Genomic DNA, 24062 nt, shown 5'->3' on the forward strand with positions numbered 1-24062 from the left:
GGCTTCTTTAAGATTTCGCGTCTGAATGATTACAGCCCGCCACTCTATCACGGCTGGCACAGCGGGCAATAGTAAGTGCTGCGCTGTCCCTGGCGGATATGACGGATGGGCGTGCCGCAACGGCGGCAAGGCGCCTCTTGCCGGCCGTACACCATATAGCTTTGTTGGAAGTAGCCGGGCTTGCCATCGCTGTCGACAAAGTCGCGCAGCGTGCTGCCGCCCGCGTCGATGGCGCGCATGAGCACGGCCTTGATTTCCGTCGCCAGCCGGTCGCAATCGCCGCGCGTCAATGCGTTGGCGGCGCGGGTAGGGGCGATCCCGGCGTGGAACAGCGCCTCATTGGCATAGATATTGCCGACCCCAACCACGATATGGTTGTCCATGATGGCCAGCTTGATGGCGCTCTGGCGGCGACGCATGGCTTCAAACAGCGCCGCGCCGTCAAACGCGGCGGACAGCGGCTCCGGCCCCAATGCGTTCAGCAGCGGATGCCGCTCTATCGGTCCGACATGCCACAACACGGCGCCGAAGCGTCGCGGATCGCGGTAGCGCAGCAGCCGGCCGTCCAGCAGCAGGTCCAGGTGGTCGTGTTTCTGCGGCGGCGTGCCGGCCGGCATCACGCGCAGGCTGCCGGACATGCCCAGATGGATCAGCAAGGTGCCGTGTTGGCACGCCAGCAGCAGATACTTGGCGCGACGCCGCACGGCCAGAATGGTTTCGCCGCGGAGGATATGGTCCAGGTCCGGCGGCACGGGCCAGCGTAACGCGGGCTGGCGTACGACGGCGCCGAGCAGGGTCTGACCCTCCAGGTGCGGCGCAACGCCGCGACGGGTCGTTTCGACTTCAGGCAATTCGGGCATAGGGTGACGATTCGGTAAATGGTGCAAACATAAAAACCGGGCATGCTATTCTACGCGTTCAACAGGCTTTGAGCAGGCAACTTGACTCCAGTATGAAACCGCTGAAACAAACCCTTCCCTTGTTGTTGGTGATGATGTTGTCGGCCTGCGCCGGCATTCGGCCCCAGGCCCCCCTGGCCGTGCCCGCTCAGCCCAATCCGCAGCTTGACGCGCAGGCCGGCGAGCCCGCCAAGCCGGAGGCGTCCCGACTGCCCAATGTGGCGTTGACGCCGGAAATCCTCTATGGCGTGCTGGCCGGCGAGATCGCCGCGCAGCGCGGCGAAGCCGGCTCGGCCGGCGTGACCTATCTGGATCTGGCGCGCCAGACGCGCGACCCGCGGCTGGCGCAGCGCGCAGCGGAGTTTTGTCTGTTGTCCGGGCAGTTGAAAGAGGCGACGCAGGCGCTGCGGCTGTGGATGGAGCTGGATCCGAACTCCCTGCCGGCGCGGGAGCAGCTGTTCATCGCGCTGATGCGCGGCGGACGGCTGGCTGAGAGTCAGCCCCTGATTGAGGAATTGTTGCGGCGAGAGCCGGCGCGGGCGCCGGCCATCTTCGTGCAATTGGCCCGCCTGAGTTCGCGCCAGGACGGCGGCTCGGCCGAGGCCTACCGCATGGTGGCGGAGCTTGCCGCCGCCTATCCCAATTTGCCGGAGGCGCGCTTCGCCGTGCTGGCCGCCGCCGCCGACAATAACGATCAGGCCGCGGTGGATCGCGAGTTTGACCGGCTGGCGCAAATCGCGCCGCAATGGGACCTGCCTGTGGCCTGGCAGGTGGACCGGCTGCGGCGCAAGGATATCCATGCCGCGACGGTCTTCCTGCAGCGCGAGCTGGCTCGCCGCCCGCAGGCCAGTCTGGAATTGCGCATCGCGTATCCGCGGCTGCTGGTGGGCGCCAAGCGCTTCCCCGAGGCACGCGCGGCCTTCGAGTCTTTGCTGACGAGCCAGCCTAATAATCCGGAGCTGCTGTACGCCACGGGTTTGCTGGCCTATCAGATGCGGGACCTGGACACGGCTGTCGACCGCCTGCAGCGCGCCCTCGAAAACCAGTATCCCGAAGCCGATTTCGTGCGTTATACCTTGGGGCAGATCGCAGAAGACAGGCACGAGGCATCGATTGCCGAGCAGTGGTACGGCAAGGTGGCGCCGGGGGCGCAGTATCTGCCGGCGCAATCGCGTCTGGCCATCCTGGAAGCCGGACACGGCAACCTGGACGCCGCGCTGAGCCGGCTGGATGCGCTGGGCAGCACCGAGAAAGAGAAAGTCTCCGTGGCTTTGCTGCAATCCCAGCTAGCCCGCGAGGCCAAGCAGCCGCAGCGCGCGTATGAGTTGTTGAGCAAGGCCTTGCGTCAGCAGCCGCATGCGGGCGAGTTGCTGTATGAACGCTCGCTGGTGTCGGACATCCTGGGCAATGCCGGCAATGCCGAACGCGATCTGCGCGCCATTCTGAAAGACAAGCCCGATGATGTGGAGGCGCTGAACGCGCTGGGCTATACCCTGGCCAACCGCACCACCCGTTACCGCGAGGCCTATGGCTATATCGACAAGGCATTGAAGGCCGAGCCTGGCAATCCGGTGATCCAGGACAGCATGGGCTGGGTGATGTACAAGCAAGGCAAGCTGGACGCCGCGCGCAAGTACCTGGAGCAAGCGTACAAGGCGATGCCGGATCCGGAGGTGGCCGCCCATCTTGGCGAGGTGTGGTGGAAGCTTGGGCGCCGCGAAGACGCGCAGCAGCTGTGGGACAAGGAGCTGACGGCGCATCCGGGGCATGAGGTTATCCTGGAGACGATGCAGCGTTTGGGGGCCAAGCGATGAAGCGTTTGGCCTGCGCCGCGCTGGCCCTGCTGTTGAGCGCCTGCGCGACGCATGAAGTGCCTTTCCGCGCGCCGGCCTCGGTTTCCGCCGCGCAGGATGCCTCGTTCAACGTCAGTGGGCGTTTGTCGGCCAATCTGGACGGCAAAGGCCATGTCGCCAACTTCGACTGGCGGCATGAGCCGCCGCGCGACGAGGTGGCGATCAACTCCCCCTTGGGCAACACCGTGGCCAAGGTTTTGCGCGACGACGCCGGCGTCACCTTGCTGGCCGATGGCAAGCGTTGGCAGGCCGACGACGTGGAAAGCCTGACCCAGCAAGTGCTGGGCTGGCCGTTGCCGCTGTCCAATCTGGCCTGGTGGATACGCGGTCTGCCCGCGCCGGACTTGCCCAGCCGTGTCGATGCGGACGGCGCGCTAGAGCAACAGGGCTGGCGCATCCGCTTCGTCCGCGATGCCGACGGTGACGCCAGCCATCCCAAGCGCGTGGAAATGCAGCGCGAAGGCCTGATCGTCAAAGTGGTGGTGCAGAGCTGGCAATGAGCGGCCCGCCCCCGCGATCGTGAACAAGCACACTTCAATAGAACAACCATGCAGCAAGCGTTTCATACCTTTCCGGCTCCGGCCAAACTCAATCTCTTATTGCACGTGGTGGGCAAGCGTCCCGACGGCTACCACCTGTTGGAAACCGTGTTCCGCTTCATTGATTTTGGCGACACGCTGCACTTGGCGGTGCGCGACGACGGCGAGATCGAACTGCTGACACCAACCGCAGGCGTGCCGCCGGAGCAGGACCTGACCGTGCGCGCTGCGCGTTTGCTGCAGCGGGAAAGCGGTTGCGCGCTTGGCGCCAGCATCATGCTGGACAAGCGTACGCCCATGGGCGGCGGCCTGGGCGGCGGCAGTTCCGACGCCGCCACGGTATTGATCGCCTTGAATCGGCTGTGGCGCTTGAATTGGCCGCGCGAGCGGCTGCAGCGACTCGGCTTGCAACTGGGCGCGGACGTGCCGGTTTTCATCTTCGGCCGCAACGCGCTGGCGACCGGTGTCGGTGAGGTCCTGGAGCCGGTTTCTTTGAAGCCGGCCTGGTATTTGGTAATTCACCCACAGGTGCATGTGCCCACCGCCGCGATATTCCGAAATTTTTCGGAAAGCATGTTGACAGAGGCGGAGGGCGCCGGCATAATGCGAATCCTCGAAACAACGCAGCAGCGAAGAAACGATCTGCAAGGCGTTGTGACGGAAATGTTTCCAGCGGTGAATGAAGTGCTGAGCGAACTGAAAAAATATGGTTCGCCGCTGATGACCGGCTCCGGAGCCTGTGTTTTTCTGGAGTTTGAGTCGAAAGACGAAGCCGATAAAGTATACCGAGCGGTGTCGAATAAATATCAGGGTTTTATTGCGGAAGGGCTGAATGTCCACCCCCTGTTCGACGGCGCTGAATAAGGTTACTGGGGAGTCGCCAAGTGGTAAGGCACCGGATTTTGATTCCGGCATTCGTAGGTTCGATCCCTACCTCCCCAGCCAGGACTTTCTCCCGATAAGAGAGAGCATGAAAAAAGCGTGTAAGAGAGCCTTACACGCTTTTTCTTTATCCAGCTAAGGCAAAGCGAATCATGGCGGCATACGACAGTTTGATGGTATTTACCGGTACGGCTAATCCGGAACTTGCTCAGAACGTAGTCAAACATTTGGATATCTCGTTGGGACGCGCCGATGTCGGCAAGTTCAGCGACGGCGAAGTGGCGGTGGAACTGCTGGAAAACGTGCGCGGCCGCGACGTTTTCATCCTGCAATCCACCTGTGCCCCGACCAACGACAATCTGATGGAAATCCTGACCATGGCCGACGCGCTGAAGCGCGCTTCCGCCGGCCGGATCACCGCGGCGATTCCCTATTTCGGCTACGCCCGCCAGGATCGCCGCCCGCGTTCCGCCCGCGTGCCGATCTCGGCCAAGCTGGTGGCCAATATGCTGACCAGCGCCGGCATCGACCGCGTGCTGACCGTCGACCTGCATGCCGATCAGATCCAAGGCTTCTTCGACATTCCGGTAGACAACGTTTACGCCACGCCGGTGCTGCTGAAGGACATCCGCTCGCAGCGTTTCGACGACCTGATCGTGGTCAGCCCGGACGTTGGCGGCGTCGTGCGCGCCCGCGCGGTGGCCAAGGCTTTGAACACCGATCTGGCCATCATCGACAAGCGTCGTCCCAAGGCCAATGTGGCCGAAGTGATGAACATCATCGGCGACGTGTCGGGCCGCACCTGCCTGATCGTCGACGACATGATCGACACCGCCAACACGCTGTGCAAGGCGGCCAGCGCTCTGAAGGAGCGCGGCGCCGAACGCGTGCTGGCTTACGCGACCCACGCCATCTTCTCCGGACAGGCCGTGGACCGCATCAAGAATTCCGACATCGACATGGTGGTGGTGACCGACACCATCCCGTTGACCGCCGCGGCCAAAGCCTGCCCGAACATCCGGGTGGCCTCGATCGCGGGCCTGCTGGCCGAGACGCTGCGCAGGATCAACAACGAAGAGTCGGTGTCTTACCTCTTCAATGAGGAACTGGTTGCGACGGGCGCTTGCCTGCCGTAAACATCGGGCCCGCTGGTCGCGGCGGGCCGGGTGCTTTTAATCTGAAAATTGGAGTTTTGACATGTCTTACGAACTGATTGCTGCCAAGCGTGCTGATCTGGGTACGGGTGCGAGCCGCCGCCTGCGTCACGCTGGCAAAGTGCCGGCCGTGGTTTACGGCGCTGGCAAGGAAGCCGTTTCCCTGGAACTGGACCACAACACCATCTACCACGCCGTCAAGCACGCCGACTTCCACACCTCCGTGCTGGAACTGGTAATTGATGGCCAGAAGGAACAGGTGAAGGTTGCCGCGTTCCAAATGCACCCGTACAAACAGCAAGTGCTGCACATCGACTTCGCTCGTGTGTAATCGCTGCTGCCGTCGCCCGCGCGGGTGACGGAGAAGAGCTCGTTGTGCGCCTCGCGGCGGGCAGCGAGCTTTTTTCATTTGGAATGTGAAGACATGTCCGGTATCCGCCTGATAGTGGGCTTGGGCAATCCCGGCCCGGATTATGAAAAGACGCGACACAACGCCGGTTTCTGGCTGGTGGACGAGCTGTGCTGGCAGTTCAAGGGCAACTGGCGCAGCGAAGGCAAGTTCCACGGTGACGTGGCGCGCGTGAATATCGAAGGGCAGGACGTCTGGCTGCTGAAGCCGATGACGTATATGAACCTGTCCGGCCAGGCCGTGCTGGCGCTGGCGCAGTTTTACAAGATTCTGCCGGATGAAATCCTGGTGGTGCATGACGAGCTGGACCTGGCGCCCGGCGTCGCCCGCTTCAAGCAGGGCGGCGGCCATGGCGGCCACAACGGCCTCAAGGACATCGCCTCTCGGCTGAGTTCGCCGGCCTTCTGGCGGCTGCGTCTGGGCATCGGTCATCCCGGCGACAAGAAGGAAGTGGCCAACTTCGTGTTGAAGAAACCGCGCGCCGAGGAGCAGCAGGCGCTGGATGAAGCCATTCTGGCTTCCTTGCGCGAGCTGCCGCGCGCCGTCGCCGGCAAGATGGCCGAGGCGATGAAGACGCTGCACACCGAAGCGAAGTGATAGCGGCTGGCGGCCTGACGGGCCGCCGCCATAATGAATTGAATCAAGAAAGTTTAGGAAGACAGCCATGAGCCTGAAATGCGGAATCGTCGGCTTGCCCAATGTCGGCAAGTCCACCCTGTTCAACGCGCTGACCAAGGCAGGCATCGAAGCCGCCAACTACCCGTTCTGCACCATCGAGCCGAATGTCGGCATCGTGGAAGTGCCGGACCATCGTCTGGGCGAACTGGCCAAGATCATCAACCCGCAGAAAATCCAGCCAGCCATCGTCGAGTTCGTCGACATCGCCGGCTTGGTGGCGGGCGCTTCCAAGGGCGAGGGACTGGGCAACCAGTTCCTGGCCAACATCCGCGAGACCGACGCCATCGTCAACGTGGTGCGCTGTTTTGACGACGACAACATCGTCCACGTGGCCGGCAAGGTGGACCCGATCGCCGACATCGAAACCATTCTGACCGAGCTGGCGCTGGCCGACCTGTCCGCCGTGGAAAAAGCCATCGCTCGCGAAGGCAAGAAGGCCAAAGCCGGGGACAAGGACGCGCGCGCGCTGATCGCCGTGCTGGAACAGCTGGTGCCGCACCTGAACGAAGGCAAGCCGGCGCGTTCGCTGGGCCTGTCCGATGAAGACAAGGCGCTGATCAAGCCGCTTTGCTTGCTGACCATCAAGCCGGCCATGTATGTGGCCAACGTGGCCGAAGACGGCTTCAGCAATAATCCGCTGCTGGCCAAGGTGGAAGAGTACGCCGCCCGCGAAGGCGCGCCGGTCGTCGCGCTGTGCGCGGCCATCGAGTCCGAAATCGCCGAGCTGGACGACGCCGACAAGGTCGAGTTCCTGGAAACGCTGGGTCTGGAAGAGCCGGGCCTGGATAGACTGATCCGCGCCGGCTACAAGCTCCTGGGCCTGCAAACCTATTTCACCGCCGGCGTGAAGGAAGTGCGCGCCTGGACCATCCATGTGGGCGACACCGCGCCGCAGGCGGCCGGCGTGATCCACACCGACTTCGAGCGCGGCTTCATCCGCGCGCAAACCATTTCCTACGCCGACTTCATCGCCCTGGGCGGCGAAGCCAAGGCCAAGGAAGCAGGCAAGATGCGCGCCGAGGGCAAGGACTATGTGGTGCAAGATGGCGACGTGATGAACTTTTTGTTCAACGTTTAACGCCTATGCTAATGTAAGCACTAGCCGCACTAAGGTGCGGCTATTTTTTTGCGGTTGGGTTGAGTGACGTCGCTTAATGTATTTGCAGATGTGACTTTGTATTTTTGCCGCGGTACCGGTGTATAGATTAAAATACTTCCAAAGCTATGCAATATGGTTGAAAACGGAACTTATAAAATGCATGATGATGATCTGGACTTGGCGCAGATTTGGTCTTTCCTGTGCACATGGTATCGCTGGTTGTTGGCTGGAGGCATGTTGTTCGCGCTCGTTGCCATATTCGTGGTTTTTCAATTGCCGAATCAATATGAGGGCAAGGCGCTGCTAGCTATTCCTGTACCGGTGGGGGCGCAGGGTGGGATTTCAATCGCGACGGGAGGCGCGACGCTGGACGCGCTGGTCGAACGCTTTGATTTGATGGGGCGATACCAGGTCGCGGATACGCGCGAGGCTAAAATTGCGCTGTCCAATCGTTTAAAAGCCACTGCAAACAAAGATGGCCTGCTTGAGTTGAACGTGAGAGACATCGAGCCGGAAAAGGCGGCGGATTTGGCCAATGCGCTTGCCAGTTCCGTGCGGCAACAAATACTGGACAGCCATGTAACCGAACAAAGCAAACGGTTGTTTGTGATGCGTGGCCGCCTCGATATTGCGCGCAGGGAGCTAGATAATGCGGCCAGCGCGATGGAGAAAATGGATTTGCGTAACAAGCTGGCTTTGGATGGCAACGCCGAACAGATATTGGCCGGTTTTGCGGCTTTGGATGCGCAGAACGCGCTGGCAGAAAATGAGGGGCAGACGGGTAAATTGCTGCAGTTGCGCGCGGATTTGGAGCGAGGCAATTCCAGCTTGTCCAGGCTGCCTGGCGAACAATTGAAAGTGCTGCGAGATTTTTATTTCAATCGCGCGATGGTTGATGAGTTGCAAAAACAAGTCAAGGTGGCGCAGTTGCAGGCGGCGCAGGACGTGCAGATCGTGCTGGCGGCATCCGTCCCGGTGGAGAAGGTTGGCCCTAAGCGCGGCTTGATCGTGATCTTGAGTGGACTGGTTGGTTTGATGGTGGCTACGGGCTTGTGCCTGGCCTTGCAAGCGCAGAGACAGCGTCGGCTCGTGGCGGTCTGAATTGGTGCCAGCTGTCTGATCCGAACCCACTGCTTGCAGTGGGTTTTTTCATTTGGGCAGGGGCTTGCCATGTATTTGCAGAGTCTGATATTCTTCAATTCTATATTTTTAATATTCTTAATTTCATTTGGTTATATTGATATGCGACTTCTCCTGCCTGCCCTTGTGGCCATTCTTGTCATGCCCGCCGCGATGGCTGGCGATCTCCTGGACGCGGTCAAACAGCGCGGCACGCTGAAGATCGCGCTGGAGGGAACCTACCCGCCGTTCAATTTCCGCGACGCCAAGCAGCAGCTGACCGGCTTCGATGTGGAGATCGCCACCGAGATCGCCAAACGCATGAAGCTGAAGCCCGAATTCACGACGGCCGAGTGGAGCGGCCTGCTAGCCGGCCTGCAGAGCGGCAAGTTCGACATCGTGGTCAACCAGGTGGGCGTGACCGAGCAGCGCAAGGCAGTATTCGATTTCAGCCAGCCTTACACCTATTCCAGCGCTCAGCTCATCGTGCGCAAGAACGAAACGCGCAACTTCAAGAGCCTGGCCGACCTGAACGGCAAGAAGCTGGGGGTGGGTCAGGGCAGCAACTACGCCGACATGGCCAAGGCCGTGGCCGGCGTGCAGGTCAAGACCTATCCGGGCGCGCCGGAATATCTGCAAGACCTGGCCATCGGTCGTCTGGACGCGGCGCTGAACGACAGTCTGCTGATTCCGTTCGCCATCAAACAGGCCAAGCTGCCGCTGAAGGCCGGCGCGCCGGTGGGCGAGGTGGCGACCATGGCCATTCCGTTCGCCAAGGGTAATCCCCAGTTCAAGGCGGCGATCGATCAGGCGCTCACCGGCATGAAGGCCGACGGTACTTTCAAGAAGATCTCGGTCAAGTGGTTTGGTATTGACGTGGCCAAGGCGCCGGCGGCAAAGAAGTAAACCCGAGTATCATGGCTCGATGCGGACGCCCCTGCATGCGCGGGGGCGTCGGTTTTTCTAGGGAAGGGATGGCATGGACGATTGGATGGCTCTGTTCGAGGCGGCGCTGCCGGTGATGCTGAAGGGCGCGGCGCATACGCTGATGTTTGCGCTGGTCTCCATGGTGTTGGGCTTGGCATTGGGTTTTCTGGTGGCGATGGTGCGCGTGGCGAAGCTGCCCGTCTTGTCGCAATTGGCGGCGTTTTACGTCAGCGCGCTGCGCGGCACGCCGCTGTTGGTGCAGATTTTTGTCATCTATTACGGATTGCCTGGCGTGGGGATGGAGCTGGACCCGGTGCCGGCCGGGGTGTTGGCGCTGACGCTCAACGTGGCGGCCTATCTGTCGGAGAGCCTGCGCGGCGGCATCGCCGGCGTGGCCAAGGGGCAATGGGACGCGGCGTTTTCCTTGGGCCTGTCCTGGTGGCAGACCATGCGCCACATCATCGCGCCGCAGGCATTGCGCCTGTCGGTGCCCAGCTTGTCCAATAGCTTGATCTCGCTGATCAAGGACACCTCGCTGGTGTCGGTGATCACGGTGACGGAGTTGATGCTGGCCACCAAGGAAGTGATCGCCCAGACCTTCCAGCCCCTCCCACTGTATCTAGCCGCCGCAGCCTTGTACTGGCTGATGAGCGCCTTGTTCGAACGCGTGCAGCGATACGTGGAAAACAGGCTGAGCCTGGCTCACCAGCGTTGATTTCCGACAATGTGAGCGATAAAGAGAAAGCCCCGCATTCGCGGGGCTGAATCGTTTAGGCCGGTTCCGGCATGCCGTACATGCCGTCTATCATGGCGCGGCAGCGTTCGGCGATGACTTTGCGCCGCAGTTTCAGGGTCGGCGCCAGCTCGCCGGCATCCACGCACCAGGGCTTGTCCAGCAGCGAGAATTTCTTGATGTGCTCCCAGCTGCCAAAGCAGCGGTTGAAGCGTTTGATCTCGCGGTCTATCAGCTCCACGATCTTGGGATGGCGGCTCATTTCGCAATCGGTGGTATAGGCGATGCCGTGTTCGGCGCACCACTCCTTCAGCTTCTCGAACAAGGGCACGATCAGCGCGGCGGCGTACTTCTGGCCGTCGCCCACCACCATGATCTGGTCGATGAAGGCCGATTCCTTCAGCTTGTTCTCCAGTGCTTGCGGCGCAATGTACTTGCCGTTGCTGGTCTTGAACATTTCCTTCTTGCGGTCGGTGATGCGCAGGTAGCCGTTTTCCAGCACGCCGATGTCGCCGGTGTGCAGCCAGCCGTCCTGCAAGGCTTCCGCAGTCAGCTCCGGTTCCTTGTAATAGCCCACCATCACGTTGTCGCCGCGCACCAGGATTTCGCCGTCGTCGGCCAGGCGCACTTGCACGCCGGGCAGCGGCAAGCCCACGCTGCCGATGCGCACGCCGTGCGCCGTGAACGGATTGGCGGAGATCACCGGGGAGCTCTCGGTCATGCCATAGCCCTCGGCCACGGCCACGCCGGCGGCCCAGAACATGCGGGCCAGTCGCGGTTGCAGCGCGGCGGAGCCGACGTTGATGGAAATCAGCTCGCCGCCCATGCCGGCGCGCCATTTGCTGTATACCAGCTTGTCGGCCAGCGCGTGCTTGATGGACTCCAGCAGCGACAACTTGCGGTTGGGATCGAAGGACTCGGCGCGGGCCAGTGCCCATTGGTAGAGGCGGCGCTTGGCGCCGCTGAGATCGCGCGCCTTGCCCACCAGCTTCTCATGCACTTTTTCCAGCACGCGCGGCACGGCGCTGAAGGTATGCGGCTTGATGTCGGCCAGCGCCGAGGACAGGCATTCCACGCTGCTGAAATAGATGCCGGTGCCGCTGTACAGGTAGTAGAACACGCCGGCGCGCTCGAAGATGTGCGACAGCGGCAAGAAGCTCAGCGCGCGGCAGCGGCCTTGCGGCAGACCGGTGAAGGCCGCGGTGGCGACCACGGTGCTCAGCACGTTGCGGTGGCTCAGCATCACGCCCTTGGAGCGGCCGGTGGTGCCGGAGGTATAGATGATGGTGTAAACATCGTCGGCACGCACGGCGGCGCGCAGCGCGTCCAGCTCGGACTGGCGTTCGGTGCGGCCATGTTCGGCGATCTCGCGCCAGGACGGCACGCCCTCGATATCCGTCAGGCCGTAGATGGGGCAGGACAGCTTGCCCAGCGCTTCGTACAGCTTGCGTTGCAATGCAGCACTGCCGGCAAAAGCCAGCTTGACCTCGGCATGCGCCAGGATATAGCGTGCATCATCAAGGGTGACGGTGGGGTAGAGCGGCACGCTGACCGCGCCGATCTGTTGCAGCGCGATATCCACCAGCACCCACTCGATGCTGTTGTCTGCGGCTATGGCCACCTTGTCGCCGCGCCCTATGCCCAGCTCCAGTAAGCCCAGGCTGAGGCGGTCGACGGTATCCCGTACTTCGCTGGTCGACAATTGTCGCCACGATTTGCCGGCTTTGGCGGCCAGGCAGTCTGCTCTGGGATATGACTCGAGCTGGTGGGACAGGATGTCGAAAACGCGTTCTAGCTTCATGCAAACGATGGTTTTAATGCGAAACGCTGCAAAATAGCCCTAAAGCCCGGCTATGTAAAGCGAAAAACGGCGCAGACTTGGCTGAGATCAGGGCAAGTTGCCGAGATTTGCTCGCAATTGCGTTGAAATGGTTGCGATGCGATGAAATGGTCATGGCGAATGCATGATTTGCCGGCGATTTGCGTTGGATTGTCAGACGGTTTGCCCAAGCTTATGATTTTGAGGAGTTTTTGTGAAATTTTCCACTCGCGCCATCCATGTCGGCTACGACAGCGCCGACCATAACCGGTCGGTGATGCCGCCGCTGTACCAGACCTCGGCCTTTGCTTATGACCATGTCGGGGAAGCCATGCCGTTTGTTTACGCCCGCAGCGGCAACCCTACGCGCAGCGCGCTGGAAGATTGCCTGGCCAGCCTGGAGGAGGCGCGCCATGGTCTGGCCTTTTCCAGCGGCATGGCGGCGATAGACGCGGTATTGCGCGCCAGCCTGAAACCCGGCGATGAAGTGCTGGCCGTGGCCAATCTTTATGGCGGCGCTTATCGTCTGCTGACCCAGGTGATGCAGCCGGCCGGCATCCATGTGCGCTTCGTCGACCTGTCCGATCCCGCCCTGTTGGAGGCGGCCATCTCGCCGGCCACGCGGCTGCTGTGGCTGGAGTCGCCCACCAACCCCTTGCTGGGCCTGGTCGATATCGCGGCACTGAGCGCGATAGCGCATCGTCATGGTGTAAAGGTGGCGGTGGATAATACCTTCGCCACGCCGTATTTGCAGCGGCCGTTGACGCTGGGGGCGGACATCGTCGTGCATTCGGCCACCAAGTATCTGGGCGGCCATTCCGACGTGCTGCTTGGCCTGGTGGCGGTCAGCGACGACAAGCTGTTCCAGGACATCCGCTTCGTCCAGAACGCCGCCGGCGCGGTGCCGGGGCCGCAGGATTGCTTCCTGACCCTGCGCGGCATCAAGACCCTGGCGCTGCGCATGGAGCGGCATTGCGACAATGCGGAGAAGGTGGCGGATTTTCTGAGCCGGCATGACAAGGTGGCCCAGGTTTTCTATCCCGGCCTGCCGGAACATCCGGACCATGCGTTGGCCAAGCGGCAGATGAAGCGCTTCGGCGGCATCGTCAGCATCAGGCTGCGCGAAGACAGCCGCGAGGCGGCCAGCCGTTTCGCGCAAAAACTGCGACTGTTTGCCCTGGCGGAGTCCTTGGGCGGGGTGGAGTCGCTGGTCAACCACAGCTACACCATGTCGCACGGCAGCATGCCGGCGGAGCGCAAAGCCGCGCTGGGCATCGTGGAGGGAGGCCTGCGCTTGTCGGTGGGCATCGAGGATATCGACGACCTCTTGGCCGATCTGGAACAGGCCCTCGCGGAGGCATAGTCGGGCAATCATTTGGCGGGCCGCGCGCTCGCGCAATCAGGAGGAAGCGAATGCCGCCAGCGTTTTGGCAACGATTGCAGCTGAAATTACCGGTGATACAGGCGCCGATGGCCGGCGGCGCGACCACGCCGCAATTGGTGGCGGCGGTGAGCGAGGCGGGCGGCCTGGGCTTTCTGGCCGGGGCCATGCTGTCGCCGGAGCAGATGCGCGAGGAGGCGGCACGCATCCGCTCGCGCACGGTTCAGCCTTTCGGCATCAATCTGTTCGTGCAGGATGAACCGCTTGCCAGCGCATCGGCATTGAAGGGCGCGCTGGATCTGCTGCGGCCCTGGCATGCCGAGCTGGGGCTGAAGCCGCCGACCGCGCCCGGACGGTTCTGCCAGTCATTCGACGCGCAACTGGCCATGGTGCTGGCCTTGCGCCCGGCGGTGGTCAGCTTCACTTTCGGCATGCTGCGGCCGGAACAGATGCGCGAATTGAAAACGGCCGGAATCCTGGTGATCGGCACGGCCACCAATCTGGCCGAGGGCCTGGCTTGGGCCGAGCTGGACGCGGATGCGGTATGCGCCCAGGGGCGAGAGGCCGGCGGCCACCGCGGCACTTTCATCGGGGAGCCGTTGCAGTCGCTGCGCCCCATGCTGTCCTTGGTGTACGAGCTGGCGCAGAATCTGCCGCTGCCGGTGATTGCCGCGGGCGGCATCATGCACGGCCGCGACATCGCCGCCGCGATGCGCCATGGCGCCCAGGCCTGCCAGCTGGGCACGGCCTTCCTGCGCTGTCCGGAGTCCGGCATCTCGTCGGCATGGAAGCAGGCCCTGGCCCAGGCCAAGGCTGGCGATACCTGCCTGACTCGCGCGTTCTCCGGCCGCTATGCGCGCGGACTGAGCAATCGTTATATCGAGTCGATGTCGCCTTGGCAGGACCAGTTGCCGCCCTATCCGGTGACCAATGCGCTGACCGGCCCGCTGCGCGCGGCTGCCGCCAAGGCGGGGCGAAGCGATCTGATGTCGCTGTGGGCCGGCGAAAGCGTGGCCGAAGCGCGCGAATTGCCGGCCGCGGAGCTGATGTCCCTGTTGCAGGCGGAGTGGCAGGCCGCGTATCGCTAGGCTGCGCCGCGGTAGATGGCGACCAGGCGGCGTCCCGTGCCGTCTATGGCCGCGCGGTACATGCCTTCGCAGTTGAAAGGCAGGGCCACGCGGCCCTGGCGGTCTACGGCGGCCACGCCGCCGCTGCCGCCCATCTTGGCCAACTGACAGTGAATGACGGCGTCGCATGCCGTCTCCAGCGTCTCGTCCAGGTAGCGCATGCGGGCCGAAATTTCATGGCAGACTGCGGCGCGTATGAAGTATTCGCCGTGGCCGGTGCCGGACACCGCGCAATGCCCGTCTGCCCAGGTGCCGGCGCCTATCACCGGCGTATCCCCTATGCGGCCCGGCCACTTGGCGGTGCGTCCTCCGGTGGAGGTGGCCGCCGCCAGCCGGCCTTGCGCGTCCAGCGCCGCGGCGCCGACGGTGCCGTGCTTGCGGTCTTCTGGAATCTCGTCGTCCGCGCCGCCATTGGCCAGCCTTTCCTTTTCCAATAACAGCGCTTGCCAGCGCTTGTCGGTGTGGAAGTATTCCGGCGCTTGCATCGCCGCGCCGATGCGCGCGGCGAAGTCCTCCGCGGCGGCGTAGCCCAGGGTGACGTGCGGGGTGGCTTCCATCACCGCACGCGCCAGCAATACCGGGTTGCGCACGCGGGAGAGTCCGGTGACGCTGCCTGCGTCCTGGCGGGCGCCGTCCATCACCGCCGCCTCCATTTCCTGCTTGCCGTCCAGATTGAAAACCGAGCCGCGGCCGGCATTGAACAGCGGATCGTCTTCCAGCGCGCATACGCAGGCGCAAACGGCGTCCAGCGCCGAGCCGCCGCCGCGAAGGATGGCGTAGCCGGCGTCCAGCGCGCGCGCCAGGCCGGCGCGGTATTCGCGTTCTTGTTCGGCATCCATATCGCAGCGGCGCAGCGTGCCGGCGCCGCCGTGCAGGGCCAGGGCGATGGTCATGGTGAATCTCCTGATCGGCTTTCAAATCAGCCGCATGATGTTAGCATCGCGTTTTCGCGACGGAGAGCAAGATGGACGGCATGGATCCAGCCAGCAGCGTACTGATACTGTTGAGCGATGGCCAGCGTTGCGCGTGGCAGCGACGCGCGCGGGATGACGACAGCCATCCGGGCTGCCTCGATTTCGCCGCGGGCGGCGGAATCGAGCCGGGCGAGTCGCCGCGGCAAGCGGCTTTGCGGGAGCTGGAAGAGGAGCTGGGCGTGAGCGGGCTGGATTTGCAGCCGCTGGGCGAGATGACGCTGGACGGCGAATGCTGCGCCCTGTTCCAAGGACGCTTGCCGGATAGCTGGCGGCTGGGGCCGGAAGTCGATGCCTTGTTGATCTTGGCTTTAGAAGAGATTTCCGCTTGGCCGCGCGAGGGGCTGCATCCGCAACTGGCCGAGTGGCTTGGCAAGGGGAGTCTGTCCGGCGCATAATTGTTGAGTAAATTGATCAACAATAGGATTTCGAGATGGACGCCGCCCTGGAAGCCGAGATGCAGCAGAAATACACCACCGAAACCATTACGGACATGAAGCGCTGGACCGACAAGCTGATCAGCTTCCGGCTGACTCGGCCGGCCGGTTTCCGTTTCGCGCCGGGGCAATTCGCGCGGCTGGGACTGCCCTTGGAGACCGGCGGACAGGTGTGGCGCGCGTATTCGATGTGCTCGGCGGCTTATGACGAGCATCTGGAGTTCTATTCCATCGTAGTGCCGGAAGGACAGTTCAGCTCGCGCCTGGCCCTGCTGCAGCCGGGCGGCCAGGTGATGCTGGACAAGCGCGCCATGGGGTTCTTCGAGGCGGACCGGCTGCCGGATGGCCGCGACCTGTGGCTGCTGGCCACCGGCACCGGCATCGCGCCCTATCTGTCCATCCTGAAGCAGCCCGAAGTGTGGCAACGCTTCGAGCGCATCGTGCTGGCGCATTGCGTGCGCGAGGCGGAGGAGCTGTCGTTTCAGAACGAGATCGCCGAACTGCGCGACCATCCGTTGTGGGGCGAACACGGCGGCAAGCTGCAATACCTGCCGGTGGTGACGCGTAACGCGCCGGCCGGCATGTTGAGCCAGCGCATTCCCGCCTTGCTGGAGAGCGGCGAATTGGCCGCGCGCGCCGGCCTGACGATGTCGCCAGAACACAGCCGCTTCATGCTGTGCGGCAATCCCAAGATGGTGGAGGACACCCACCGCCAGCTGATGAAGATGGGCTACCGCATGACCCGGCAGAACGCGCCGGGCCATATCGTGCTGGAAAACGGCTGGTAAAACTCAGCGATTGGATGCCGCCAGCAGGCTGCCGAACAGCAGGAAGCTGGCGCCGCTGGCCTTGTTGACCAGATGGCCGCCGCGCTCATTGTTCAGCCAGCGGCGCATGGAATGGGCCAGCAAGGCGTAGGCACTGTGGATCAGCACCAGCAGCGCGCTGTAGCTGCTCACCAGCAGCAGGAATTCGCCCGCGTAATGCGCGCTGCCGGCGGCGATGAATTGCGGGAAGATGGCCAGAAAGAAGAAAATCGATTTCGGGTTGCTCATCTGCAGCAGCATGCCGGCGGCGAACTGCCGCCAGGCCGGCTGCCGGCTGCCGGTTGGCCTCGGGCGCGTCGAAGCGGAAGGCCGGCGCGCGCAGCAGCTTGATGCCCAGATAGAACAAATAGCCGGCGCCCAGCCATTTCAGCGTGGCGAAGGCCAGCGCGGAGGCGGCCAGCAACAGGCCCAGGCCGGTGGCGGACAGTGCCGCGACGATGAAACTGCCGCTGGCGACGCCTAGTATGCCGGGCAGGCTGCCTTTTAGGCCGAAACGCAGCGCGTTGCCCAGCGAGTTCAGCACGCCGGGGCCGGGCGTCAAGATGGCCAGGCTAGCCATCAGCAGGAACAGCGGGTAGTGGTGCATGGATTTCTTCCCTTTTCAGGCGCTGGCCTTTGCCAGCGCGCTATCCTCGCGCAGCAGCGACAGATTGATCAGGTCCTGGTAGCGACCCAGCCAGAAGCCGGCCTGGCGTGCGCGGCCCTCCTGTTGGAAATCCAGGCGCTGCAACAGCTTCAAGGATGCCAGGTTGTCCGGATGCACCTGGGCCTCGATCCGGTTCAGTTCCATATGGTCGAAGCCCCAGGCCAGCGCGGCGCGCAGCGCTTCGGCCATCAGGCCCTGCCCGTGATGTTCGCGCGCCAGCTCATAGCCCAGCGTGCAGCAACGCCAGCCGCGGTTCCATTTGAACAAGCCCACGCTGCCGATCAGCGGGCCGCCGCTGCGCAGAGCGACTCCCCAGCGCGTCCCGGGCGCGGGCAAGCTTCGCCAACTGGCGAACGTTTTCACCATCTGGCTGGCCTGTTCCAGCGTAGTCAGCGGGTCGGAGCCGAACCAGCGCATCGTTTCGGCATCGCCATGGATGGCCAGCAAGGCCGGCGCGTCGTCCGGCGTGATCTCGCGCAGCGTCAGCCGCTCGGTGAGCAGGGTGGGGAAGTCCATGGCAGCTCCTTTTGATAGGACAAGTAGATATACCGTAAAGGCGGGAGCGTTTCCAGAGTGGAACGAGCTGTCTCCATCGTCACGATGACGGTATGATGAGTGCGCTTCGTAAGCGCTTGAGGAGTCTCCTGTGCCCGCCTTGTCCACCCTCCTGCTGTTTTCCCTCGCCTGCCTCGCCCTGGCCGCCACGCCAGGCCCGGACATGTTGCTGATCGCCAGCCGCAGCGCGGGCCAGGGACTGCGCGCCGGCTTCGCCACCTTGTTCGGCATCCAGCTCGGCACCTATTGCCATGCGCTGCTGGCGGCGCTGGGTCTGGCCCAGCTATTCGTGCTGGTGCCCATGGCCTATGACGCGGTGCGCATTGCCGGCGCCGCCTACCTGCTGTACCTGGCCTGGACCACCTTGCGCAGCAAGAGCGTGCTGCGTTCCTCCAGGGCGGCTGCCGCCGTGCAGCCCTTGCGCCGCATCGCGCTGCAGGGACTGGCCACCAATCTGCTGAATCCCAAGATGGCGCTGTTCGTGCTGGCGCTGTTCCCGCAGTTCGTCGAGCCGCAGGTCGGGCCGGTGGCGTTGCAGATCATGTTGTTGGCCACGGTGCTGAACGTGGTGGGCCTTGGCGTCAACGCGCTGGTGATCGTGGCCAGCAGCCGCATGGGCAGGACGCTGGCCGGCGGCAAGGGCGGACGGTGGCCGCAATATCTGCTGGCCATGGTGTTTGGCGGCCTCGCCTTGCGGCTGCTGACGGCTTCGCGGCAGTGACGCCGAGCGCGGGCGCTCGACTATGCTGGAATGAATGGGGCGGGCGCGAGCCGGCCCTGGTCTGCGTCTTTGCGGAGCGCCAAATATGGCCGACCCTTGCCAGGAACCCGATATCGCCGATCGCCTGCTGTCTTTGCAACAAGAAAGCCAGCTGCTGATCGCCCTATTCGACATTCACGACCAGCTGCGCTTCGCTAATCCGGCTTTTTGCGAGACGTTCGGCGTCGGCGCCGACGAGCGGCTGAGCTGGGAGCAGCTGATGCGGCGAGGATATGAGCAAGGCCACGGCAGCTGCATCCGCACCGACGATATCGAGGCCTGGATCACCTCGGCGCGCTCGCGGCGCGGCAAGCTGCCGTTTCGCACCTTCGAGGCGGACCTGACCGACGGCCGCTGGATCTGGATGACGGAGACGGTGCAGGCCGATGGTTGGATGTGGTGCGTGGGCAGCGATATCTCCAGCCTGCACGCGGACGAGCGCGAATTGCGCGTGGCGCGCGACCTGGCTCAGCGCGCGGCGCTGACCGACGCCTTGACCGGCATCAGCAATCGCGCCCATATCATGAACCATCTGGAAGTGCTGCTGAAGCGCTCTCCGCCCGCTGGGGCGGTGGCGATTCTGGACCTGGATCATTTCAAGCGCATCAACGACACGCATGGCCACCTGATAGGCGACGAGGTATTGCGCGACTTCGTGCGGCGCGTCCAGCCCTTGCTCAAGCCCAAGGAGGGCCTGGGGCGCATGGGCGGAGAGGAATTCCTGCTCTTGCTGCCGGACCGCGCGCTGCGCGAGGCGGAGCTGATGCTGACAGCGCTGCTGGCCGCGGTGGCCCAATCGCGGCCTTTGGCCGACAAGCCGGAATTCTCTTACACCTGCTCCGCTGGACTGACCCTGCTGCAGAACGGTGACACGGTGGCTGCCGCGCTGGCGCGGGCGGATGACGGCTTGTATCGGGCCAAGGAGGCCGGCCGCAATCGGCTGGTGACTTGGCTGTGAGGCGCGGGGAGGCATGAAAAAAGGCGGGATCGCTCCCGCCTTTGTCGTTTCTACCGTTCGGCTTATTGCTTGACGCAATCCACGCAGTAAACCTTGCGGCCTTGCACTTCCACCGCCACCAGGCCATGGACGTCGGTTTCGAAGCCCGGCAGCTCGCGGTTGAAGGCCTGGGCGAAGCGCAGGTAGTCGACGATGGTCTTGTTGAAGCGCTCGCCTGGAATCAGCAACGGGATGCCCGGCGGGTACGGCGTCAGCAGCACCGCGGTGACGCGGCCTTCCAGCTGTTCCACCGGCACGCGCTCGATCTCGCGGTGGGCCATTTTGGCGAAGGCGTCGGCCGGGCGCATGGCCGGCTCCATGTCGGACAGGTAGATGTCCGTGGTCAGCCGTGCCACGTCGTGCTTGGCGTACAGGCCGTGGATGCGCTGGCATAGGTCTTGCAGGCCCACGCGCTCGTACTGCGGATGCTTGGCGACGAACTCAGGCATCACGCGCCACATCGGCTGGTTCTTGTCGAAATCGTCCTTGAACTGTTGCAGCAGCGAGATCAGCGTGTTCCAGCGGCCCTTGGTGATGCCGATGGTGAACATGATGAAGAAGCTGTACAGACCGGTCTTTTCCACCACCACGCCGTGCTCGGTCAGGTACTTGGTGACGATGGCGGCCGGGATGCCCATTTCCTCGAAGCTGCCGTCCACGTCCAGGCCCGGCGTCAGCACGGTGGCCTTGATCGGGTCCAGCATGTTGAAGCCTTCCTCGATGCCGGCGAAGCCGTGCCAGCGCTCGTCGGGGCGCAGGGTCCAGTCGGCCTGGTCGCAGATGCCGTCGTCGGACAGGTCGTCCGGCCCCCATACGCTGAACCACCAGTCGCGGCCGTACTCATCGTCCACCTTGCGCATGGCGCGGCGGAACTCCATCGCCTCCACCAAGGATTCTTCCACCAGCGATTGGCCGCCCGGCTGTTCCATCATCGCGGCGGCCACGTCGCAGCTGGCGATGATCGAGTATTGCGGGCTGGTCGAGGTGTGCATCAGGTAGGCCTCGTTGAACCAGGCGGTGTCCAGCTGGCGGTTCTGCGGGTCTTGCACCAGGATTTGCGAGGCCTGGCTGATGCCGGCCAACAGCTTGTGGGTGGATTGGGTGGAGAAGATCAGGCTGTCTTCGCAACGCGGACGGCCCTCGCCTATGGCGTGGAAGTCGCGATAGAAGTCATGGAAGCTGGCGTGCGGCAGCCAGGCTTCGTCGAAGTGCAGCGTGTCCACCTCGCCGTCCAGCAAGCCCTTGATCTCTTCGACGTTGTATAGGATGCCGTCGTAGGTGGACTGGGTCAGCGTCAGGATGCGCGGCTTGCGGTTGGGGTGCTTCTCCAGCATCTCGCGCGCGAACGGGTTGGCCAGGATCTTCTTCTTGATGGTGTCCGGCTGGAATTCGGATTTCGGGATCGGGCCGATGATGCCGTAGTGGTTGCGCGTCGGCATCAGGAACACCGGGATGGCGCCGGTCATGATGATGGCGTGCAGGTTGGACTTGTGGCAGTTGCGGTCCACCAGCACGATGTCGCCGGCGGCGACGCAGCTGTGCCAGACGATTTTGTTCGAGGTGGAGGTGCCGTTGGTGACGAAGAACAGGTGGTCGGCGTTGAAGATGCGCGCGGCATTGCGCTCGGACGCCGCCACCGGGCCGGTGTGGTCCAGCAGCTGGCCCAGCTCGTCCACCGCGTTGCAGACGTCGGCGCGCAGCATGTTCTCGCCGAAGAACTGATGGAACATCTGGCCCACCGGGCTCTTCAGGAAGGCCACGCCGCCGGAGTGGCCGGGGCAGTGCCAGGAGTAGGAGCCGTCGTAGGCGTAGTCCACCAGCGCGCGGAAGAACGGCGGCGCCAGGTTGTCCAGGTAGCTCTTGGCCTCGCGGATGATGTGGCGGGCCACGAATTCCGGCGTGTCCTCATGCATGTGGATGAAGCCGTGCAGCTCGCGCAGGATGTCGTTGGGGATGTGGCGCGCGGTGCGGGTCTCGCCGTACAAGTAGACCGGGATGTCCGGGTTGCGGCGGCGGATTTCGGCGACGAAGCCGTACAGATTACCCAGCGCCTGCTGCGCGGTGTCTTCTGTTTGGAATTCCTCGTCGTCTATCGACAGGATGAAGCCGGCGGCGCGGCTCTGCTGCTGGGCGAAGGAGGTGAGATCGCCGTAGCTGGTGTAGCCGATCACGCTCATGCCTTCCGCCTCCATGGCGGCGGCCAGTTCGCGGATGCCGGAGCCGCTGGTGTTTTCCGAGCGGAAATCCTCGTCGATGATCACGATGGGGAAGTGAAAACGCATACCTGAGTCCTTAGTTGCTTTAACTCGGACACTGCGGCGGGGTCGGGTGGCGTCACCGGACCATGCCGTGGCAGTGTCGCTAGGTGCGCGTGGGGCGCAGATCTGTACGCACGGTGGAAGAACGAGTCTTCGCCGCCGCCCTGGAGGCTGGCCTTGAGGCGCGAATAAAACGGGGCGCTTTGCGCCGCGGTCCGTACCTGGCGACCTGTGGTCGCTTCACGTCAGCCGGCCTGGAGAACATCCCAAGAAAGCGCGCATTGTAGACCTTTTGCATGGCGTGTTGTGCTGCGATGCGGCAGGCATGAAAAAAATTTGCCTAGCGGCGGGCGGTGGAGGAAAAGCTCGGCTCCGGCATGGCGCGGGAGTGGGGGGTAAGCGGCTGTTTTTATTGCGGCTCCCGGTGGTTGTCGCGGTTGGGCGCCGCATCGTTTCCAGCCGCATCCGACTGTTGTTTTTTTTGCCGCTTTGTTCGATAGAGGCTGAGGGATTTGACCACTGTGGCCAGGCCGGCGCTAGCCAGCAACAGGGTAAGCGGCGCTGCCGCCAGCCAAGGGAAATAGGCGATGGCCAGGGCCAGCAGGCACAGGGCGAGGCCGATGCTGAGAAAAGCCGGCGCCTCGCTGCTTTCCACGCTGCGGCTGCCATGCACCACCGCGCCCAGCATATCGCCCAGGCGAGCGGCCTGGCGCGCGGCGGCGCTGGCGCCGCTCAGCGCCCGCTCCCTGGTGGAGCCGGGACGCCGTTTCTCCTGGCGCACCGGGGTGGGCACCGGGCGGCGGCGCGTCGGCTTGAGCACGATCTCGGTGGCCTGCTCCAGGTCCAGCAGGAAGCGCTCCGCCAGCTGCGAGGCCAGGCTTTCGTCTTCCAAGGCGATGTCCAGTTCGCGGTTGACCAGCCAGCTGGACAAATTCAGATTGGTGGAGCCGATGCGCGCCCAGCGGCCATCAGCCACCGCCGTCTTGGCGTGAATCATCGGGCCGTCCCATTCGAACACGCGCACGCCAGCCTCCAGCAGCGAGCGGTACTGGGTGCGGGAGATGGTGGCGATCCAGCGGATATCGCTGGATCGCGGCACTAGCAGCCGCACGTCCACGCCGTCGCGGGCGGCTTGCTGCAGCGCGGACAAGTAGAGGCTGGTGGCCATGAAATACGCATCGGTCAGCCACAGCGTGCTGCGGGCAAAGCTGGCCACCAGCAAGTCCAGCCGCATCATGCGCGCGGTGGACGGGGTGGTGGCGATCAGCCGCGCCGCCGTTTCGCCGCAAGCTTGGGTATCGGCGGGTTCCAGCCAGCGCGGCTCCAGCGGCGCGCCGCAGCAGGCCCAGCTATCGGCGAACGCCGCCAGCGCCGGCGCCAGCAGCGGACCGCGCAAAGCCAGGCCGGTATCGCGCCACGGCGCCAGTCCTTTGTCCGGCGCGCCCCGCCAGCTTTGACTGATGCACAGGCCGGAGACGAACAGCTCGCGCCTATCGACGATGATCATCTTGCGATGGTTGCGGCCCAGCAGGCTGAGTCCGCCGCTCAGGCTGGGCGGATGATAGGCGCGCACCTGGGCGCCGGCTTCCTGAAGCGGCTTGAAGAAGCTCGATAAATGAGAGCGCCAACTGCCTAGCCAGTCATAGAGTAGACAAACTTGGATGCCTTGCTTTGCTTTTTCTATAAGGATTTCACGAATCTTAAAGCCAAATTGATCATTGGCGAAGATATACATTTCGATCAGGATGGAATCCTGGCTGGCGGCGAGCGCTTTTTCCCAGGCGGGGAAGTTATCCGCGCTGTCGTACAGCAGCGCTACCTGGTTTCCGGTGATCAGTGGCGCGCCGGCTGAGCGCGACAAGGCCTGTTCCGCCAGCTGGCGGACGAATTGCAAGGTCTGTAGGGACTGCTCGTCTCGGTTCATTTGCGCTTAGGAATATTGTTTGACAAAATTCAAAATACAGTTCATTTCCAGGTTTTGTATCAAATAAA

At 63.3% G+C, this 24062-nt stretch carries 23 protein-coding genes, 1 tRNA gene and 1 pseudogene; 17 read left to right on the forward strand and 8 right to left on the reverse strand.

Annotated features, from left to right (window positions below; genetic code table 11):
* Positions 1-47: 47 nt before the first annotated feature.
* A complete protein-coding gene (gene mutM, locus FYK34_RS19930) occupies positions 48-860 on the reverse strand; it encodes a bifunctional DNA-formamidopyrimidine glycosylase/DNA-(apurinic or apyrimidinic site) lyase (RefSeq protein WP_149299542.1) in 813 nt (270 codons plus the stop codon).
* Positions 861-952: 92 nt separating this feature from the next.
* Between mutM and FYK34_RS19935 the strand changes: the two genes are divergently transcribed.
* The 11 genes from FYK34_RS19935 (at position 953) to FYK34_RS19985 (ending at position 10274) form a co-directional block, all read left to right on the forward strand.
* The gene (locus FYK34_RS19935; RefSeq protein ID WP_149299544.1) at positions 953-2713 is read left to right on the forward strand and encodes a tetratricopeptide repeat protein; all 1761 of its coding nucleotides are present in this window, start codon (positions 953-955) and stop codon (positions 2711-2713) included.
* A complete protein-coding gene (lolB, locus tag FYK34_RS19940; RefSeq protein ID WP_149299546.1) occupies positions 2710-3252 on the forward strand; it encodes a lipoprotein insertase outer membrane protein LolB in 543 nt (180 codons plus the stop codon). The genes FYK34_RS19935 and lolB overlap by 4 nt, the downstream gene beginning before the upstream one ends.
* Positions 3253-3300: 48 nt before the next feature.
* Positions 3301-4155: a 4-(cytidine 5'-diphospho)-2-C-methyl-D-erythritol kinase gene (ispE, locus tag FYK34_RS19945; protein WP_149299548.1), complete on the forward strand. Its 855-nt coding sequence runs from the start codon at positions 3301-3303 to the stop codon at positions 4153-4155.
* A 6-nt stretch (positions 4156-4161) separates the two neighbouring features.
* Positions 4162-4236, forward strand: a tRNA-Gln gene (locus FYK34_RS19950).
* A gap of 89 nt (positions 4237-4325) precedes the next feature.
* Positions 4326-5309, forward strand: a complete 984-nt coding sequence (locus FYK34_RS19955; RefSeq protein ID WP_149299550.1) for a ribose-phosphate pyrophosphokinase — start codon at positions 4326-4328, stop codon at positions 5307-5309.
* A 61-nt stretch (positions 5310-5370) separates the two neighbouring features.
* On the forward strand, positions 5371-5658 hold the full coding sequence (gene rplY / locus FYK34_RS19960; protein ID WP_149299553.1) for a 50S ribosomal protein L25: 288 nt from the start codon (positions 5371-5373) through the stop codon (positions 5656-5658).
* A 93-nt stretch (positions 5659-5751) separates the two neighbouring features.
* The gene (gene pth, locus FYK34_RS19965) at positions 5752-6333 is read left to right on the forward strand and encodes an aminoacyl-tRNA hydrolase (RefSeq protein WP_149299555.1); all 582 of its coding nucleotides are present in this window, start codon (positions 5752-5754) and stop codon (positions 6331-6333) included.
* A 67-nt stretch (positions 6334-6400) separates the two neighbouring features.
* Entirely contained in the window at positions 6401-7492 is a 1092-nt protein-coding gene (gene ychF / locus FYK34_RS19970) for a redox-regulated ATPase YchF (protein ID WP_149299557.1), read from the forward strand.
* A 177-nt stretch (positions 7493-7669) separates the two neighbouring features.
* Complete coding sequence (locus FYK34_RS19975) at positions 7670-8614, forward strand: GNVR domain-containing protein (RefSeq protein ID WP_168209817.1); 945 nt, start codon at positions 7670-7672, stop codon at positions 8612-8614.
* A gap of 192 nt (positions 8615-8806) precedes the next feature.
* Complete coding sequence (locus tag FYK34_RS19980) at positions 8807-9538, forward strand: transporter substrate-binding domain-containing protein (RefSeq protein WP_231137324.1); 732 nt, start codon at positions 8807-8809, stop codon at positions 9536-9538.
* Between the two features lie 73 nt (positions 9539-9611).
* Positions 9612-10274 (forward strand): amino acid ABC transporter permease, encoded by a 663-nt coding sequence (locus tag FYK34_RS19985; RefSeq protein WP_149299564.1) that lies wholly within the window; start codon positions 9612-9614, stop codon positions 10272-10274.
* A 55-nt stretch (positions 10275-10329) separates the two neighbouring features.
* On the opposite strand, the gene FYK34_RS19990 is transcribed toward FYK34_RS19985, so the two are convergent.
* Positions 10330-12093, reverse strand: coding sequence for an AMP-dependent synthetase/ligase (locus FYK34_RS19990; RefSeq protein WP_149299566.1), 1764 nt, complete (start codon positions 12091-12093; stop codon positions 10330-10332).
* 232 nt (positions 12094-12325) lie between these two features.
* Between FYK34_RS19990 and FYK34_RS19995 the strand changes: the two genes are divergently transcribed.
* Both FYK34_RS19995 and FYK34_RS20000 read left to right on the forward strand, forming a co-directional pair.
* On the forward strand, positions 12326-13474 hold the full coding sequence (locus tag FYK34_RS19995; RefSeq protein WP_149299568.1) for a trans-sulfuration enzyme family protein: 1149 nt from the start codon (positions 12326-12328) through the stop codon (positions 13472-13474).
* 50 nt (positions 13475-13524) lie between these two features.
* Positions 13525-14580 (forward strand): NAD(P)H-dependent flavin oxidoreductase, encoded by a 1056-nt coding sequence (locus tag FYK34_RS20000; protein ID WP_149299570.1) that lies wholly within the window; start codon positions 13525-13527, stop codon positions 14578-14580.
* Here the strand turns inward: FYK34_RS20000 and FYK34_RS20005 are convergent.
* Positions 14577-15512 (reverse strand): isoaspartyl peptidase/L-asparaginase family protein, encoded by a 936-nt coding sequence (locus tag FYK34_RS20005; protein ID WP_149299572.1) that lies wholly within the window; start codon positions 15510-15512, stop codon positions 14577-14579. The two genes, FYK34_RS20000 and FYK34_RS20005, sit on opposite strands and share 4 nt — an antisense overlap.
* Before the next feature lie 71 nt (positions 15513-15583).
* Between FYK34_RS20005 and FYK34_RS20010 the strand changes: the two genes are divergently transcribed.
* Positions 15584-15988 (forward strand): NUDIX domain-containing protein, encoded by a 405-nt coding sequence (locus FYK34_RS20010; RefSeq protein ID WP_149299574.1) that lies wholly within the window; start codon positions 15584-15586, stop codon positions 15986-15988.
* A gap of 35 nt (positions 15989-16023) precedes the next feature.
* Positions 16024-16815: a ferredoxin--NADP reductase gene (locus tag FYK34_RS20015; protein ID WP_196782546.1), complete on the forward strand. Its 792-nt coding sequence runs from the start codon at positions 16024-16026 to the stop codon at positions 16813-16815.
* Positions 16816-16818: 3 nt separating this feature from the next.
* Here FYK34_RS20015 and FYK34_RS20985 read toward each other — a convergent pair whose 3' ends face one another.
* The 3 genes and pseudogenes from FYK34_RS20985 to FYK34_RS20025 all read right to left on the reverse strand — a co-directional run bounded on the left by FYK34_RS20985 (position 16819) and on the right by FYK34_RS20025 (position 18016).
* The gene (locus tag FYK34_RS20985; RefSeq protein WP_331252027.1) at positions 16819-17202 is read right to left on the reverse strand and encodes a LysE family translocator; all 384 of its coding nucleotides are present in this window, start codon (positions 17200-17202) and stop codon (positions 16819-16821) included.
* A 25-nt stretch (positions 17203-17227) separates the two neighbouring features.
* Positions 17228-17440 (reverse strand): annotated as a pseudogene (locus FYK34_RS20990) (LysE family translocator); the annotation flags it as partial.
* Positions 17441-17455: 15 nt separating this feature from the next.
* Entirely contained in the window at positions 17456-18016 is a 561-nt protein-coding gene (locus FYK34_RS20025; protein ID WP_149299576.1) for a GNAT family N-acetyltransferase, read from the reverse strand.
* A gap of 130 nt (positions 18017-18146) precedes the next feature.
* On the opposite strand from FYK34_RS20025, the gene FYK34_RS20030 reads away from it, so the two are divergent.
* On the forward strand, positions 18147-18776 hold the full coding sequence (locus tag FYK34_RS20030) for a LysE family translocator (protein ID WP_149299578.1): 630 nt from the start codon (positions 18147-18149) through the stop codon (positions 18774-18776).
* Between the two features lie 85 nt (positions 18777-18861).
* Positions 18862-19773, forward strand: a complete 912-nt coding sequence (locus FYK34_RS20035; protein WP_149299580.1) for a sensor domain-containing diguanylate cyclase — start codon at positions 18862-18864, stop codon at positions 19771-19773.
* A 62-nt stretch (positions 19774-19835) separates the two neighbouring features.
* On the opposite strand, the gene FYK34_RS20040 is transcribed toward FYK34_RS20035, so the two are convergent.
* Both FYK34_RS20040 and FYK34_RS20045 read right to left on the reverse strand, forming a co-directional pair.
* Positions 19836-22094, reverse strand: coding sequence for an arginine/lysine/ornithine decarboxylase (locus tag FYK34_RS20040; RefSeq protein ID WP_149299582.1), 2259 nt, complete (start codon positions 22092-22094; stop codon positions 19836-19838).
* 385 nt (positions 22095-22479) lie between these two features.
* Positions 22480-23994 (reverse strand): phospholipase D-like domain-containing protein, encoded by a 1515-nt coding sequence (locus FYK34_RS20045; protein WP_149299584.1) that lies wholly within the window; start codon positions 23992-23994, stop codon positions 22480-22482.
* Between the last annotated feature and the right edge of the window lie 68 nt (positions 23995-24062).

The sequence above is a fragment of the Chromobacterium paludis genome (assembly GCF_008275125.1).
GTDB classification, from domain to species: Bacteria; Pseudomonadota; Gammaproteobacteria; order Burkholderiales; family Chromobacteriaceae; genus Chromobacterium; species Chromobacterium paludis.

What these genes read in the sequence shown, in the direction of transcription:
- mutM (WP_149299542.1), bottom strand. Translation starts at nt 860, where the DNA reads ATGCCCGAATTGCCTGAAGTCGAAACGACCCGTCGCGGCGTTGCGCCG.
- FYK34_RS19935 (WP_149299544.1), top strand. Translation starts at nt 953, where the DNA reads ATGAAACCGCTGAAACAAACCCTTCCCTTGTTGTTGGTGATGATGTTG.
- lolB (WP_149299546.1), top strand. Translation starts at nt 2,710, where the DNA reads ATGAAGCGTTTGGCCTGCGCCGCGCTGGCCCTGCTGTTGAGCGCCTGC.
- ispE (WP_149299548.1), top strand. Translation starts at nt 3,301, where the DNA reads ATGCAGCAAGCGTTTCATACCTTTCCGGCTCCGGCCAAACTCAATCTC.
- FYK34_RS19955 (WP_149299550.1), top strand. Translation starts at nt 4,326, where the DNA reads ATGGCGGCATACGACAGTTTGATGGTATTTACCGGTACGGCTAATCCG.
- rplY (WP_149299553.1), top strand. Translation starts at nt 5,371, where the DNA reads ATGTCTTACGAACTGATTGCTGCCAAGCGTGCTGATCTGGGTACGGGT.
- pth (WP_149299555.1), top strand. Translation starts at nt 5,752, where the DNA reads ATGTCCGGTATCCGCCTGATAGTGGGCTTGGGCAATCCCGGCCCGGAT.
- ychF (WP_149299557.1), top strand. Translation starts at nt 6,401, where the DNA reads ATGAGCCTGAAATGCGGAATCGTCGGCTTGCCCAATGTCGGCAAGTCC.
- FYK34_RS19975 (WP_168209817.1), top strand. Translation starts at nt 7,670, where the DNA reads ATGCATGATGATGATCTGGACTTGGCGCAGATTTGGTCTTTCCTGTGC.
- FYK34_RS19980 (WP_231137324.1), top strand. Translation starts at nt 8,807, where the DNA reads ATGGCTGGCGATCTCCTGGACGCGGTCAAACAGCGCGGCACGCTGAAG.
- FYK34_RS19985 (WP_149299564.1), top strand. Translation starts at nt 9,612, where the DNA reads ATGGACGATTGGATGGCTCTGTTCGAGGCGGCGCTGCCGGTGATGCTG.
- FYK34_RS19990 (WP_149299566.1), bottom strand. Translation starts at nt 12,093, where the DNA reads ATGAAGCTAGAACGCGTTTTCGACATCCTGTCCCACCAGCTCGAGTCA.
- FYK34_RS20000 (WP_149299570.1), top strand. Translation starts at nt 13,525, where the DNA reads ATGCCGCCAGCGTTTTGGCAACGATTGCAGCTGAAATTACCGGTGATA.
- FYK34_RS20005 (WP_149299572.1), bottom strand. Translation starts at nt 15,512, where the DNA reads ATGACCATCGCCCTGGCCCTGCACGGCGGCGCCGGCACGCTGCGCCGC.
- FYK34_RS20010 (WP_149299574.1), top strand. Translation starts at nt 15,584, where the DNA reads ATGGACGGCATGGATCCAGCCAGCAGCGTACTGATACTGTTGAGCGAT.
- FYK34_RS20015 (WP_196782546.1), top strand. Translation starts at nt 16,024, where the DNA reads ATGGACGCCGCCCTGGAAGCCGAGATGCAGCAGAAATACACCACCGAA.
- FYK34_RS20025 (WP_149299576.1), bottom strand. Translation starts at nt 18,016, where the DNA reads ATGGACTTCCCCACCCTGCTCACCGAGCGGCTGACGCTGCGCGAGATC.
- FYK34_RS20035 (WP_149299580.1), top strand. Translation starts at nt 18,862, where the DNA reads ATGGCCGACCCTTGCCAGGAACCCGATATCGCCGATCGCCTGCTGTCT.
- FYK34_RS20040 (WP_149299582.1), bottom strand. Translation starts at nt 22,094, where the DNA reads ATGCGTTTTCACTTCCCCATCGTGATCATCGACGAGGATTTCCGCTCG.
- FYK34_RS20045 (WP_149299584.1), bottom strand. Translation starts at nt 23,994, where the DNA reads ATGAACCGAGACGAGCAGTCCCTACAGACCTTGCAATTCGTCCGCCAG.